Source organism: Streptomyces sp. NPDC052042 (assembly GCF_044548345.1).
GTDB lineage: Bacteria > Actinomycetota > Actinomycetes > Streptomycetales > Streptomycetaceae > Streptomyces.
In genome coordinates, this window is the sequence record NZ_JBIUBU010000043.1 from 18,986 (window position 1) to 33,604 (window position 14,619).

The window sequence follows — 14,619 nt, forward strand, 5'->3', positions numbered from 1 at the left end:
CCCTTGAAGCGGGGTGAGGTCGCTAGGAAACTCGCGCAGTAGACATGCGGGTCATGCTAGCAACCAATGAGCCAGACACGCCAGGCAATTCGCCAAGCGCACTGGGCCGGGCGGTTCATCCCGCAGCGATGCGCTCCCTCAAGGGTGTTGTGCGCGAGGCGCCCACCGCCGCGGCGGCACTGACGGCCGCGGCCATCAGGCCCAGCACCGCCATTCCGGCGCCGAACCCCAGACTCCCGGCCGTGGTGGCACCCACGAGCACACCGGCCCCGCTCGTGCCCAGTCCAGCCGCGGTCACGTCGCTGATCTGCAGCGCCGACGAGTTTGTGCCCGTCTCGTCCTCGGCGGACTGGTCTAGCACGAGCACACCGGTGGTGGGGACGCACACCCCCATGCCCAGCCCGCCCACGATCCACAGCAGGTACACCGGCCACCCGGGCACGCCCGGCAGGCACAAGGCCGCCATGCCCACGAAACAGCACACCAGGGCGGCGAGCCCCCACCGCAGCAACAACGGCCTTGCCACCGTGGTGATGCTGCCCTGCGCCCGAGCACCGGCCCACCAGCCGAGGGCGCCAGCTAGCAGGGGCAGGCCCGAGGCCACGGTCCCGAAACCGTGCAGCGTGACGAGGGCCAGCGGCACGACCGACTCCACGGCGTAGAACGCCCCCGCCAGCAGGCCGCGCACCGCGACTACGGCGGGAACCCCTCGGCGCAGTCGCGTCGCCCCTCGAGGCAGCAGTTCCCGCAGTCCTGCTCCCAGTGCCAGCAGACCTGCCCCCAGCAGGGGCACGGCCAGCGCCGTTCGCCCGGCGACAACGGCGTTGCCCCCCGACTGGAGCGCGATGACTCCGACGCCGGCGAGCAGCGCGAACAGCGGCTTACGGACCCCGCCCCTCGACGCGCGACCCGGTGCTGTCGACTTGCGCAGCGCGGGGAGCAGCGTCAGTCCACCGCCCAGTACCAGCGGCACCAAGCCGAGGAACACCCAGCGCCATCCGACATGTGCGGTGATCGTGCCCGAAATGATCGGCCCGACCAAGGCCGGAAGGACATAGGCCGCGGAGATGACGGCCAGCGCCTTGGGACGCAGGTGCGGCGGGTAGGCGGTGGCCACGAGCTGGAACACCGCGATCGAGGCCAGTCCGACGCCGATCCCCTGCGCGCCCCGGCCCAGGACGAACACCGCCATGTGTCCGGCGGTCCCCGCCGTCAGCAGTCCGGCGGTGAACACCGCGATACCGGTGAGCAACGGTCTGCGCGGCCCGACGCGGTCGCACCACTGGCCCGCCACGCCGAGGCCCACCAGGTTCATGACTAAAAAGGTGCTGTAGGGCCAGCCGAAGAAGGCGAGCCCGTGGAGGGCGCGCACCGCAGAGGGCATAGCAGTCGCGACCGCTATGCCCTCGAAAGCGAAAAGGCTGATGGCAACGGCGATTCCGATGCTGGTGAGCCGCCACTTCGGCGCGAATACGCCGGGGGAACGTTCCACGATCTCCTAACCCCGAAAAGCGTGGTGGCCCGCCGGGTTACGGAACCCAGCCCGATGCCGTGCCGGCCACTCTCGTTGTCCTTGCGTTCCAGTGCAGCGGGACGCTACAGGCGGTGCGTCACTTGCTTGACTCGCGTGTACGCCTCGAAACCGTACCGCGACAGGTCTTTGCCGTGGCCGGACTGACGGAAGCCGCCGTGTGGCAGTTCCGAGGGGAACTGAAGGTGAGTGTTCACCCAAACGGTGCCGTAGTCCAACTTGGCAGACAGCCGCATCGCCCTCCGGTGGTCGGTGGTCCACACGGCAGAAGCGAGGCCGTACGGCGACGAGTTGGCCCATCGCAGGGCCTCATCCTCATCGACACACCGCTCGACGGTGATCACGGGCCCGAAGATCTCCGTGCGGGCGATGTCGTCGTCCCCGCGCACTCCAGCGATGACGGTGGGGGCGTAGAAGAAGCCCCGGTCGCCCACCCGGTGGCCACCTGTGACCACCCGAGAGTGCGGCGGCAGCGCGTCGATGCATCCCTGCACGCGCGCCAACTGCTCGGGGTTGTTAAGCGGCCCGTACGCACTGCCGGGCTCCGACGGCGGACCGGGGCGTCGGGCCGACGCCTCCGCCACGAGCGCCTCGACCACCCGGTCGTGTACGGCATCGACTACCAGGACCCTGGTGGCGGCAGTGCAGTCCTGCCCCGCGTTGGTGACAGCCCCGGTGACGATGGTCCGCGCGGCGTCGGCGATGTCGGCGTCGGCGCAGACCAGGACCGGGGTCTTACCACCCAGTTCGAGGTGGGTGCGCTTGAGCGTGGCCGCGGCGCGGGTGGCCACATCCACACCGGCCGCGACCGACCCGGTCAACGAGACAGCGGCGGGCACTGGGTGCTCGACCATGAGCCGTCCGGTCGCGGGGCCGCCGCAGACCACGTTGAGCACGCCGGGCGGCAGGACTCGCGCGGCGAGGTCGGCCAGCAGAAGCGCCGACGAGGGGGTGGTCAGCGCGGGCTTGAGCACAACGCTGTTGCCGGCTGCGATCGCGGGGGCCGACTTCAGCACCGCCATCAGCAGCGGGAAGTTCCACGGGGCGAGCTGCGCGCATACGCCCACCGGTTCGCGCCTGGTGTAGGAGGTGTGCTCGGGTGCGTACTCGCCGCCCGCCACGCCGTCGAGCAGCCGCGCGGCGCCGGCGAAGAAGCGCAGTTCGTCGACGATCCCGCCGATCTCGCCCGCGGCGTCCCGGCTCCCGGTGTCGCGGAGCTCGGCCCCGCCGAACTCCGCGGCCTGGCCGACGATGGCGTCGGCCAGGCCCAGCAGCGCGGACTGGCGGTCGCTGGGTGTGGTCCGTGACCACCCGTCGAAGGCCGACGCCGCCGCGCGCATGGCGCGGTCGACGTCCTCGGCTCCGGTGCACGGCACGCGCAGGTGCGCTTCGCCGGTGCACGGGTCGAGCACGTCGACGTGCTCGGTGCCTGCGGCGGGCTCGACCCGCTTGCCGTTGATGACATTGCGAACGGTGGATGCTGTCAAGGCGGTGTTCTCCTGGTGGCTCGGCCGGTGCAGTGTCCGGACGTCACGGGTGCGCAGTCGTCGCCGGGCGCTCAGTCGCCGCTGGTGACGTGGAGCGAGGTGAAGCCGTGGAAGCCGAGGTTGTTGTTCCAGTTGGCTTCCTGCGGCGGCACATGCAGCGTCGGCCACCTGCGGTACAGGGAGCTCAGCGCAATCCGGGTCGTCTGGCGCACGAGCGGGTCCCCGAAGCACAGATGCCTACCGATGCCGAAGGTCAGGTGCCGGTTGGGCAGCGGCCGGTCCAGGACCAACGCGTCCGGGTTCTCGAAGACTTCGGGGTCGCGGTTGGCCGAGGCCACGTACAGCAGCAGAGGCTGCCCCTTGCGCAGCGGGACGACGGTCCCGTCGGAAGCGGTGTACTCGAAGTCCTCGCCCGCGATTCGTCCGACGAACGAGACGGGTGTACACACGCGCAGGAGCTCTTCGACGGCGGGCCGCACCGTATCGGGGTGCAGCAGCAGGTCCCGCTCGGCGGCGGGGACTGCGGCGAGGGCGTGCACGCTGTTGCCGATGAGGTACCGGATGGACGCCACGCCCGCAAACAGCAGGAGCGCCGCCTGCGCGACCACGTCCCGCTCGGAGAAGCGGTGCCCGCGTACCTCGATCTCCCGTAAGTGGTACAACAGCCCGCCCTCGGCGCGCGAGCGCCGCGCGTTGTCCTCGGATGCCAGGAAGGCGGCGAGTTGCCGCGTGCTCTCCCTGGTCCGGCGCAGGTGCTCTACCGAGACCGAGGTCGAGCCGAACAGGTGCGCGATATCGTCAGTCCAGCGGTTGAGTTCGGCGTGCGCTTCGACCGGCACGCCGAGCACGTCGGCGATCACCATCGCGGGTAACGGGAAGGCGAACTCCGACATGAGGTCGAACCTGGTGGGATCGACCTGATCGAGCAGCCCGTCGACGAGGCCCTGGATGCGTGGTTCGAGGTACTCGTCGGTAAACGGCACGTAGCCCCTGTTGGCCTGCCGGCGGTTACGGGTGTGCTCCTTGCCGTCGTGGAACGCCAGCCAGCGGCTGTAGATGTCGAGCATGTCCGCAAACTCCTCGCGCTGCTCGGCAGGGAGGAATCGCAGCGGGACCGCCGAGCGCGCGTTGGACAGCCGCTCGTCCTGCATCAGGCGTGCGCAGTCGACGTACCGGAACATCAGCCAGGTGCCGCCAAAGATCGTTCCCGACAGATGGGCGGGGCTGCGCTCGCGCATCAGTGTGTAGAAGGAGAACGGATCTTCGATGTACTGCAACTGGTTGTGGGAGAAGTCGTCGACGGATACGAGGTCGAGTGGCATGGCAAGGACTCCCGAGAAGTCGGTGTGAGGCGCTGGGACAGCCATATCGTCGGAGCGAGAATCCGTGGCTCCCTCGGTGTCACCGTAGGGCAGATTTCTGCGGCATCTCAAGGCTGGCCGTTTTTTCATTTCGAGTTCCAGACGCGATCGGATGCCGATACAGCCATTTTTCGGCCAGGTTCGGAAGGCGTTCGGACGCGGCCCGGCAGAGCGTGAGCAGGGGGTGGAGGCTGCGCGGCAGCACCGCCGGGTCGACGCCGAAACAGTAGTGGGGGTCCGGGGTGGAGAGGAGCTGAATATCGCCACCGAAGGGCGTGATTTACTGGCTGAAATACAGGTCGCAGCCGTTCTCGCACACGTCAGCCGGTCCAATTCGGTCAGTGTGCCGTCCGGAAATACGTGGGACATCGGCGCCCGGCGGCCCTTGAGGTACCTCGCCGCCAGGGGGCGGGCAGCACTTGCGGCGGCACTCCCGGAACCGGCGCGGCACCAGCGCGACCTGGCGGAACAGGCCGATTGTCCGACCCGCCACACGGGGGATCGTGCGCGCCGAGCGGTACGGCACGGGTCATCCACGACGTGTTCCGGCTCTTGCGTGCCGAAGTCGCCGCATTTAGCGTGGAGTTGCTACCAGCTCGCAAGGATCAGTGCGCCACCGGCGCGGCGCACCGCCAGAGCTGGTCAACCAGCGAGCGGCACTTCGTGGTCTGGCGGGACCCGGCGCCCTCGACTGGCAGTGGAATTTTTGACGCGGTCGTCCGGTGGGACCCGCGGGGTATGCCTCGCCTGAGCGGTGCTGTCGCGCTCCGCATTTTCGGTGATGGTGACCAAGGAATGCACAGTGCGGTTTGCCATGTCGTGGAATTTCCTCTCAGGGGGACCTGTGTCGTTCAGAGTCGATGGTTTAGCGAGCACGATCGGGCGTCGCGCATTTATTGACAGTGACGTTCTTGATATCGAACTGGATCGCGTTTTCTACCCCTCTTGGCAACTTCTCGGGTTTGCCGGTGAAGTGCGTGAACCGGGCGACTACATCGTGCGCATGCTCGGACGGGACGAGGTCGTCGTCATACGCGGGGAGGACGGCGAGGTACGCGCACTGCACAATTCCTGCACCCACCGGGGCACCCGTCTGTGCCGCGCGAGCCTGGGCAACACCGCGCACCTGCGTTGCAGTTACCACGGGTGGACCTTCGCCAACGACGGCAGGCTGGTCGGAGTGCCCGCGCTTCGGTCGGGCTATCCGCCTGACTTCGACCGCACCAGGCACGATCTGCCCACCGCACGTGTGGTGTGTCGGCGGGGGTTCCTGTTCGCCACTTGGGACCCGGAAGCTCCCGAACTGGAGGATTACCTCGGCGAGATCGCCTGGTACCTCGACGCGCTCCTCGACTGCGGGGCAGGGGAGTGGGAGGTCTGTGGCCCGCCGCAACGGGTGCGTACCAAGGGGAACTGGAAGATTCCCACGGACAACTTCGCCGGCGACGGCTACCACATGCGGACCACTCACCAGATCGCGCTCGACCAAGGGATCTATGGTGACACCCTGGCCAACGGCACCCGGGGGCGTGCGGGAACCGACCTCATCGCGGTCAACATCGCCACCTCGGGCGGGCACAGCGTGCGCGCGGGCTACGTCGTCGAGAGAGGGTGCTCCCTCGACGACAGAGATCCCGCCGCCCCGCAGTTCCCCGGCTACCCGCCCGAGCGGTGGGCCGAACTGGCCTCGGCGCAGTCCCCGGAGCAGGTGCGGTTCACCTCGCACTGCGAGGTCGCGCACGGGGTGGTGTTTCCCAACACCGCGTTCCTCAGCGTCGCACACGACCGCGCGGTGGGCGAGGACACCGATCCGCTGACCCGCTACCTGGTGGTCCGCTCCCACGTGCCGGTCAGCGCCCGCGAGACCGAGTGCCTGTACTGGACGCTCGTGCCCACCGCGATGGACCAGGAGTGGCGGCGTCGCTCCTACCGCTTCCAGGCCCGGACCCAGTCGGCGGGCGGAATTCTCTTCGAGATGGACGACTTCGAGAACTTCTCCCGGATCGATGCCGCCCTGGCCCGCTCGGCGCCCGGACGGGGAGGGCCCGTGGACCTGACCCTCGGTGCCGGCCTGGGTATCCCGGCACCGGGCTTCCCGGGGCCGGCGCGGGCCGAGGTCGCCACCCTCAGCGAGTACAACCAACGTGCCTTCTATCGGCGTTGGGCCGCACTGGTGGGTGAGCTGCCGTGATCGGCCCTCAGGATCCGCGCCCCCCGGAAGGGCACGCCACGCGCCCGGAGGGCCTGGCGGACGGTCCGTTCCCCGACCGCGGCGCCCGGCTCCCCGGCCTCGACGTGGAGATCACCGCCGTGCTCACGGAGGAAGCCGCGGCGCTGGACGAGGGCGAGTACCGGCTCTGGCTGGACATGCTCGATCCCGCGTTCCGCTACGAGATCCCGGTGCCGCTGCTGCGGGAGGATCCCGTGCTGCCCCGGCACAGCCGGTACGCCGTGCTGTTCGAGGCCACCAAGCGGGTGCTTGAGCTGAAGCTCGGCCGGGCCGGGCTACTCCAGGCGTGGTCGGACCGACCCGCCACCACCACACGGCACTTCCTCGGCCCGGTGCGAGTGTTCGACGCACCCGCCCCCGGGGCAGTACGTGCTGACGCCAGCCTGTTGGTCACCAGTAACCGGGGGGTTGAGCACACCGTGCTCATCAGCGCCGCGCGCCAGGACCTGCTCCACGAGCGCCAGGGAGGCTGGGTGCTGCTGCGCAGGCGAGTGCTGCTCGACGTGGAGGTCGCCACCCATGAACAGCTCTCCATCATCTTCTGAGGTCGGGCCCCGGGAGGACGTTCTGCTGTGCAGGGTGTCCGGCGAGTCGGCCTCGGTCGCCATCCTTCTGCACCCGACCGGCAACGGCCGGCGGCTGCTGCTGGTGTCCGAACGCACGGGGCACAGTGTGCTGCTCGACGCCACGGTCCTGGACGCGCTGTGCGCCCTGACCCCCTCAGCTGCCACCGCGTTGGTGCGTGCCGCCGTGCAGAAGGGTGCGCCCGCGTGACGGCCGTCGCATTCGACTACACCGCGCCTACCACCCTCGACGACGCCCTGCGCGCGCTGGACACCCCTGGCCGGAAGGTAATGCCACTGGCAGGTGGACAGAGCCTGGTCCCACTGCTGACCGGCCGTGAGGTGCGCCCGGACGTGGTCATGGACCTGAACGGGATTCCCGGCCTCGCCGGAATCGACATCGGCCCCGACCAAGTCAGGATCGGCGCGATGACCAGACTGCGCGCATTGGAGCAGCACAGGGAGCTGGCCGCGGCCCTGCCCGTCCTGGTGTCCGCCGCCGCCTCGGTGGCCCACCCGCACATCCGCAGGCGCTCCACGCTGGGCGGTTCATTGTGCCACGCGGCCCCGGCCGCCGAACTGCCCGCAGTCGCGGTAGCTCTCGGCGCGGACGTGGTGCTGCGTTCGGCGCGCGGTGCGCGGTCGGTCCGCGCGGCCCGGTTCACCACCGGCGCGGGGACCACCGTCCGCGCGCCGGACGAGGTGGTGACCGAGGTCGTCTTCCCCCGTACCGGCGGATTCGTCTACGAGTTCAGCGAGCTGTGCACACGCGGCAGCACCGGCTATCCGGTCGCCGGCGTGTGCTTTGGGCTGCGGGTCGACGACGGTCTCATCCGGGCAGCGCGCGTGGTGGCAACGGGGTGCGGCCACGTCCCCGCTCGCCTGCCAGGCGCCGAGGCCGAACTGGTGGGCCGAGCCGTCGCCGGACCGCACCCGGACCTGGTCGCCTCAGTCGTCGCGGAAGCGGCCCGGGGCCCCGGCCCCGAGGACCAGGAATACCGGGCCGAGGTGGCCGGCGTGCTGCTCCTGCGGGCCCTGACGGGACGAGCCAGCGGGGAGACAAGATGAGCATCCGGACGATCACGATGCGGGTCAACGGAGTCGTGCGCACCGAAGACGCCGAGCACCACACGACGCTGGCCGAACACCTGCGCACCGCTCTGCGATTGACCGGCACGCACATCGGCTGCGGCACCGGCGACTGCGGAGCCTGCGTGGTACTGCTCGACGGCGAGCCTGTCTGTTCCTGCCTTGTGCTTGCGATGCAGGCTGACGGCAGGGAAGTCAGCACGGTCGAGGGCGTCGTCGGCCGTGACGACCTGACACAGGCACGACGCGCCCTCATCGAGGAGCACGGACTCCAGTGCGGATTCTGCACTCCTGGCCTGCTGGTGCGGATGGCTCACGCCGTCCGCCACGGCGGCGGTGAAGAGGACGTGCTGGCAGGGCACTTGTGCAGATGCACGGGCTACGGCGGCATCCGCGCCGCCTGGCGCCGGACCGCCGGTGCCCCGGAGGCCGGCCTGTGACCGAAACACACCACTACATCGGCAGGCCCGTTGCACCCCGCCACCACGACCGGCTGGTGCGCGGTCACGGCCGCTTCCTCGCCGACCTGCGTGCCGAGGGAGTGCTGCACGCCGCGCTCGTAAGAAGCCCGCTCGCGCACGCCGAAGTTGCCGGCTTCGACGCCACCGCCGCCCGGCGCGACCCGCGCTGCGCCCTCGTACTGGGCCCCGACGACCTCGCCGGGCGTACGGCGCCGATCCCCACTGTGTGGCGGTTGCCCGGCCAGCCGGAGGACAACATTCCCGTCGCCGTGCACACCGCTCGCTACGCAGGGCAACCGCTGGGCATCGTCATCGCGGACACGCCCACCGCGGCCGAGGACCTGGCCGAAGCCGTACAGCTCGGCCTCCGACCCCTGCCGCCGGTACCCACGGTCGCCGACGCGCTGGCCGAGCACGCTCCGCTTGTCGTGCCGGGCACGGCGAGCAACGAGGCCGGGCGCATCCGCTTCGGTTCTCCCGCGCCAGACATCACAGCGGCCGTTTCGCGCGCGGCAGTGGTGGTGGAACGCGACTTCGCCCTGCCGCGGGTGAACCACGCTCCACTGGAGCCGCGTGGTGTGCTGGCCGAGCACGATCCGGGCACCGGACTGCTCACCGTGCACGCCAGCAGCCAGTCCCCGCACGCGATGCGCCAGGACCTCTGCGCCGTGCTGGGACTGCGTGCGGACCGAGTGCGCGTCATCGCGCCCGACGTGGGCGGTTCGTTCGGCAGCAAGGTCCTGCTCCACCCGGACGAGGCCATGGTGTGCGCGGCCGCGGTCGTCCTGGGCACCGCGGTGCGCTGGGTGGAGTCCCGCACGGAGAACTTCACCGGCACCTACCAGGGCCGGGGCCAGCAAACCACCGCACGCCTCGCCGTCAGCGGGGAGGGCCGGTTCCTCGCGTTCGACGCACACATCCTCGCGGACCTGGGCGCGTACGCAACCCAGGCGGGCAGTGGGCCGCATCAGGTGACCGCCCTGACCCTCCAGGGCCCGTACCACTCGGACGCTGTTGCGGCCACCGTCACCGGGGTCTACACGACCCGCGTCCCCACCGGCGCCTACCGCGGGTACGGCATGCAGGAAGCGGCGTTCATCCGCGAACGGCTCATTGACGAGGCCGCCCGTGAACTTGGCGTGTCCCCACTGGAGTTGCGGTTGCGCAATCAGCTCCGGCCGGAGGAGTTACCGCACACCACACACACCGGACTCACCTATGACAGCGGTGACTACGGCGCCGCACTGTGCCGAGCCGCCACCCTGGCCGAACGTCCACCTCCGTCGGACCCACCGTGGGTGCGCCGGGCCACCGCCGTCGTGGCCGCCGTCGAGATCGGCGCGTTCGCACCCTCGGCCCTACTGGAGGCGTACGGGATCGCGTGGAGCGGCTGGGAGGGGGTGCGACTGAAGATCAACCACGACGGGACCGTCACTGTGTACTCCGGGGTGATCGCGGTCGGCCAGGGCATCGAGACGAGCCTGGCGCAGATCGCAGCGGAGGGACTGGGCGTGCCCCTGGACTGGGTGCGGGTCGAACTCGGGGACACCGACACCACCCCGCACTCCGACCTGTCCGCCCAGGCCAGCCGAGCACTGACGCTCGCGGGTGGCGCGCTTGTCATCGCCACTCGGCGGCTCGCCGACCGGATGCGGACGCTGGCCGCCGGGCTCCTGGACACCGAACCCGAGCGGGTGACCCAGCGGATCGCCGCCACCGTGGGCCCATCGTCCCCGGACGCGGCCTTCCACGGTGCCGATGGCGCGCGGATTACCTGGCGCGAGGTCGCCCACCGCGGCTACCGAGGATGGGGAAGACGGCAGAGAGCCGACCAGATCCGGCTGGAGGAGTCGGTGGACTTCGACCCGCCGCGACTCACCTTCGCCCACGGAGCACACGCCGTCGAGGTCGCGGTCGACCTCGGGACCGGCCGCGTCACCGTGGACGGCTACTGGGCCGTGCACGACAGCGGCGTGCTGGTCAACCCGCTGATCGCGCACGGGCAGATCGTCGGGGGCATCGCCCAAGGCCTGGGACAGGCGCTCACCGAGCAGGCCAGGGCGGACGCCAACGCAGTCCCCACCACCCGGTCGTTCCGCGAGTACACCATCCCCGCGGCCCAGGACGTCCCGGAAGACCTCGTCGTCGAGCACACGTGCACCCCCAGCACGGCGATTCCCGGCGGTTTCAAGGGGCTCGGCGAGGGCGGCACCATCCTGCCGCCCGCGGCGGTCGCGTGCGCGGTCGCCGCCGCGGTTCCCGAGATCGCACACACCCTCACCTCGCTCCCGCTCACCCCGCCGCGCGTCCGTGCGGCACTCCGAGCGGCGGGCATCACGGCGGAAGGCGGAATCCGATGAACCGTACGAACGAGACGACAACGGTGCGCGAGGCGGTGTTCGAACTGCTGCGCGCGGAGGGCATGACCACCGTCTTCGGTAACCCCGGGTCGCTGGAACTGCCCATGCTGCGCGACTTCCCCGACGACTTCCGGTACGTGCTGGGGCTGCAGGAATCGGTGGTGGTGGCAATGGCGGACGGATACGCGCAAGCCACGCACCGCCCCGTGCTGGTCAGCCTGCACTCGGCGGCCGGGGTGGGGCACGCGATGGGCGGGCTGTTCACCGCGCGCCGCAACCGGACGCCGCTGGTGGTCGTCGCGGGCCAACAGGCGCGTTCACTACTCGAGGGCCACCCGTACCTGCTGTCGGAGGACGCAACCACGCTGCCGCGCCCGTACGTCAAGCTCAGCCGCGAGCCTGCCCGCGCCGAGGACGTGCCATCGGCCATCGCCCGCGCCCGACACCTCGCGACCGCCCCGCCGGCCGGACCCGTGCTCGTGTCCGTCCCGAGCGACGACTGGGACCGCCCCGCCGAACCCGTCTCGGTCAGGCGGACGAGCACCACCGTTGCCGCGGACCCCGCCCTGCTCGCCCGCACCGGCGAAGCGTTGGCCCACGCACAGTCGCCCGCCCTGATCGCAGGAGCTGGCGTCGACCGCGAGGGAGCCGTGCCCGAGCTGGTGGCACTGGCCGAGGCGCACAACGCGCCGGTCTGGGCGGAGCCGATGTCCCACCGCTGCGCCTTCCCCGAACTGCACCCACTGTTCGCCGGCTTCCTACCGCCCGTGCGTGAGGACATCGTGCGCATACTGGCGGACCACGACCTGGTGCTGTCCGTGGGCGCGCCGGTGTTCACGTACCACGTCCCCGGAACCGGCCCGCACCTCCCGCCCGGCACCGACCTCTACCTGCTCACCGACGACCCCGAGCAGGCGTCCTGGTGCCCCAGCGGAACGGCCGTCATCACCAGTCTGGCGCCCGCGCTGCGCATGCTTGGCGCACACCCACCCAGGAGTCCGCGCACCGGGCCCCCCGCCCGCCGTCGTCCCGGGCCGCCCACGCCCTCCGCGAACCGGATCACGCAGGCGCACCTGGTGCACGCCCTTGCCGAGGAACGCCCCCCAGGGTGCGTCCTGGTAGAGGAAGCCCCCGGAACCCGGCCAGTAATGTGCGAGCACCTGCCCAACCTGGGGCCGGAGACCTTCTACACCACCGCCAGCGGCGCGCTGGGACACGGGCTCCCCGCGGCGGTCGGCATCGCGCTGGGCAGGCCGGGGAGACGGGTGGTCGCCGTGGTGGGCGACGGATCCGCCATGTACGCCGTCCAAGCCCTGTGGTCGGCCGCTCGACTACGCCTCCCGATCACCGTCATCGTAGTGAACAACCGCCGTTACGCCACGGTGGACGGCTTCGCCGAACGGTTCGGCATGGCGAAGCCGGTGGGCACAGCGCTCGACGGGCTGGACTTCGCCGCACTCGCCACCGCCCAGGGGTGCGCGGCCGGCCAGGTCGAGAACCCCGCCGACCTCGTACCCGCGTTGCGCGCCGCGCTCACCGCGCCGGGCCCGTACCTGCTCGACGTGGCAGTGGACAGGTGAGCCGCGCCCTACCGCACGGCCAGGCCGCCATCGGGCCGCAGCACCTCGCCGGTCATGCCCCCGGCCTCGGGGGACGCCAGGAACCGGTAGAGCGGGGCGATCTGCTCAGCCCGCAGCACCACGCCCAGGGGGTTGAACTCCCGTACCGTCGCCGTGACTTCGCTGGCATCGCCGAAGACGGGACGGCCGTCCACGGTGCGCAGCCCGGTCACAACCCCACCCGGGGCCACGGCGTTGACCCGGACCGAGGGCGCGAGGTCGGCGGCCAGGTGGCGCACCATCCCCAGCGCGGCGTGTTTGGCACAGGCGTAGGCGATACCCGCGCCGTTGCCACGTACAAGGTAGGTCGCATCCGACAGGGTGAAGACCATCGACCCCCCGCTGTCGGCGAGCGGTCCGGCAGCGGCCCGAGCCCCGAGCAGATAGCCGATGACGTCGACGTCGAAGACATGTCTCGCCACCTCGGCCAGCGTGGCGCCGTCCAGGTCGCGCACCCCGATCCCGCCGTCGTGAACCCCGGCGTTGCCGACGAACAGGTCCAATCCTCCGAAGCGGGACAGCGCGACGTCCACCACTTCGTCGTGCGCGTCGGGGTCTCGTACATCGCCGGCTACCCACCGCACCCGGTCGGCCACGCGGTCCTCGGGAACGCTGCGGTCGAGCACCGCGACCTGGTAGCCGTGCGCTGTCAGATCGGCCACGACAGCGCGCCCGATCCCGGAGGCGCCGCCTGTCACCACGGCGACGGGTTCCCGCTCCGCCCGCCGGCCACCGCCGACCGCCATGCCGCTGTTTCCCTCCACTCGTCGTTCCCACATCGAGGCCCCCGGTCACATCGGCGGCGGCTGCCACAGACCCGTGTCCGGGCAGCCCCGCAAACTCGCCGACACCGCTTCGTCGCGCGGCGACGCCACCCCCCAGGTGTCACTGGTCTGCGCGTTGGCCGGGTAGACACGAGGAGTCCACTTGTGGTCGGGATCGATCCGCAGCATTCCTGTGGTGTATTCGGCGACGAATCGTGATGTCGGTTCCTGGAAGTATGTGAAAGTATTCGCCCCGACGCCGTGCCTGCCGGGTCCCCACAGAGGTAAGTACCCCTTTTTCGTCATGCTGCCGGTCGCCCGCATGAATTCATCGATCCCTCGCAATTCGAATGCTACGTGGTTCAGTGACGCGTGTGGGGCACGGGTGAATGCGAGCATGTGGTGAGCCGTCCCGGCGCGGAGAAACACCATTATGCTCTCCACCCAGTCGGTCACTTTGAGATCGAAAATCGATTGATAGAAAGCCGATGTGGTCAGCAGATCCGTCGCGTTGAGCACCACGTGGCTGATACCGGTCGGTCTGCTCTCGCCCGGTTCGACGGGCCGGAACGCCCGAACCGCCACCCGAGAGGACACTTCGACGGTGCGGCCCTCGCAGTCAAGGAACCGTACCCGGTATCCGCCCCCCGCATCGGTGCAGGTGGCGGGCTCGCTGACGAGGCGGCCGAGCGGATGTGCCGCCACCCGCTCGGCGATCTGGTCCACGTCGGCGTCGGAGGCCGCGGCCAGGCACAGCAGGTCCACTCGTGGCTCGGCGGCGGCCCGCAATCGCAGCACGTGGTTGTCCTGGCACCCCGCTCCCAGGAACACCCGATCCGAGTCGGCACCGACGAGATCTAACTGCCAGTGTTTCTCGAAGAATTCATGCGCCGCGCTGAGGTCAGGAACGCCGAGCGCTACACTTCGGACGTGGGTAATCATCAGGACTCCGTCCCCAGCCTGATCTTCGGTTGTCTCTGCAAGAGGATACCGTCGGCCCGGCGAGAAAGGGGAGTCTGATTCAGCCCTTCTTTGTCCTTCTTCGGTGACTCCTTATAATAGAACTCGTAACACGATCTTGTTGAGATGTGCTGGTCGGGCGTGACTGGTCAGGTGATTCGGCCGTTCGTGATGGTGTGAGTACTCGGCCGTGG

At 70.1% G+C, this 14,619-nt stretch carries 12 protein-coding genes; 7 read left to right on the forward strand and 5 right to left on the reverse strand.

Going from position 1 to position 14,619, the window contains the following annotated elements:
* Window positions 1-115 precede the first annotated feature (115 nt).
* The 3 genes from ACIHCL_RS34985 to ACIHCL_RS34995 form a co-directional block, all read right to left on the reverse strand.
* A complete protein-coding gene (locus ACIHCL_RS34985; RefSeq protein ID WP_399868409.1) occupies window positions 116-1,492 on the reverse strand; it encodes an MFS transporter in 1,377 nt (458 codons plus the stop codon).
* 104 nt (window positions 1,493-1,596) lie between these two features.
* On the reverse strand, window positions 1,597-3,018 hold the full coding sequence (locus ACIHCL_RS34990; RefSeq protein WP_399868410.1) for an aldehyde dehydrogenase family protein: 1,422 nt from the start codon (window positions 3,016-3,018) through the stop codon (window positions 1,597-1,599).
* A 71-nt stretch (window positions 3,019-3,089) separates the two neighbouring features.
* The gene (locus ACIHCL_RS34995; protein WP_399868411.1) at window positions 3,090-4,340 is read right to left on the reverse strand and encodes a cytochrome P450; all 1,251 of its coding nucleotides are present in this window, start codon (window positions 4,338-4,340) and stop codon (window positions 3,090-3,092) included.
* A gap of 853 nt (window positions 4,341-5,193) precedes the next feature.
* On the opposite strand from ACIHCL_RS34995, the gene ACIHCL_RS35000 reads away from it, so the two are divergent.
* The 7 genes from ACIHCL_RS35000 to mdlC are packed head-to-tail and all read left to right on the forward strand — an operon-like array spanning window position 5,194 to window position 12,662.
* Window positions 5,194-6,570, forward strand: a complete 1,377-nt coding sequence (locus ACIHCL_RS35000) for a Rieske 2Fe-2S domain-containing protein (RefSeq protein WP_399868432.1) — start codon at window positions 5,194-5,196, stop codon at window positions 6,568-6,570.
* Entirely contained in the window at window positions 6,567-7,154 is a 588-nt protein-coding gene (locus ACIHCL_RS35005; RefSeq protein WP_399868412.1) for an aromatic-ring-hydroxylating dioxygenase subunit beta, read from the forward strand. Before ACIHCL_RS35000 ends, ACIHCL_RS35005 begins: the two co-directional genes overlap by 4 nt.
* Window positions 7,155-7,188: 34 nt before the next feature.
* Complete coding sequence (locus tag ACIHCL_RS35010) at window positions 7,189-7,383, forward strand: hypothetical protein (RefSeq protein WP_399868414.1); 195 nt, start codon at window positions 7,189-7,191, stop codon at window positions 7,381-7,383.
* Complete coding sequence (locus ACIHCL_RS35015) at window positions 7,380-8,240, forward strand: FAD binding domain-containing protein (RefSeq protein ID WP_399868416.1); 861 nt, start codon at window positions 7,380-7,382, stop codon at window positions 8,238-8,240. The genes ACIHCL_RS35010 and ACIHCL_RS35015 overlap by 4 nt, the downstream gene beginning before the upstream one ends.
* The gene (locus tag ACIHCL_RS35020) at window positions 8,237-8,701 is read left to right on the forward strand and encodes a (2Fe-2S)-binding protein (RefSeq protein ID WP_399868418.1); all 465 of its coding nucleotides are present in this window, start codon (window positions 8,237-8,239) and stop codon (window positions 8,699-8,701) included. Before ACIHCL_RS35015 ends, ACIHCL_RS35020 begins: the two co-directional genes overlap by 4 nt.
* Window positions 8,698-11,082 (forward strand): xanthine dehydrogenase family protein molybdopterin-binding subunit, encoded by a 2,385-nt coding sequence (locus tag ACIHCL_RS35025; RefSeq protein ID WP_399868420.1) that lies wholly within the window; start codon window positions 8,698-8,700, stop codon window positions 11,080-11,082. Before ACIHCL_RS35020 ends, ACIHCL_RS35025 begins: the two co-directional genes overlap by 4 nt.
* Window positions 11,079-12,662, forward strand: a complete 1,584-nt coding sequence (mdlC, locus tag ACIHCL_RS35030) for a benzoylformate decarboxylase (protein WP_399868422.1) — start codon at window positions 11,079-11,081, stop codon at window positions 12,660-12,662. The genes ACIHCL_RS35025 and mdlC overlap by 4 nt, the downstream gene beginning before the upstream one ends.
* Before the next feature lie 8 nt (window positions 12,663-12,670).
* Here the strand turns inward: mdlC and ACIHCL_RS35035 are convergent, their stop codons facing one another.
* Together ACIHCL_RS35035 and ACIHCL_RS35040 are read right to left on the reverse strand one after the other, a co-directional pair.
* Window positions 12,671-13,465: an SDR family oxidoreductase gene (locus ACIHCL_RS35035; RefSeq protein ID WP_399868424.1), complete on the reverse strand. Its 795-nt coding sequence runs from the start codon at window positions 13,463-13,465 to the stop codon at window positions 12,671-12,673.
* 27 nt (window positions 13,466-13,492) lie between these two features.
* Window positions 13,493-14,407, reverse strand: coding sequence for a VOC family protein (locus tag ACIHCL_RS35040; protein ID WP_399868426.1), 915 nt, complete (start codon window positions 14,405-14,407; stop codon window positions 13,493-13,495).
* Between the last annotated feature and the right edge of the window lie 212 nt (window positions 14,408-14,619).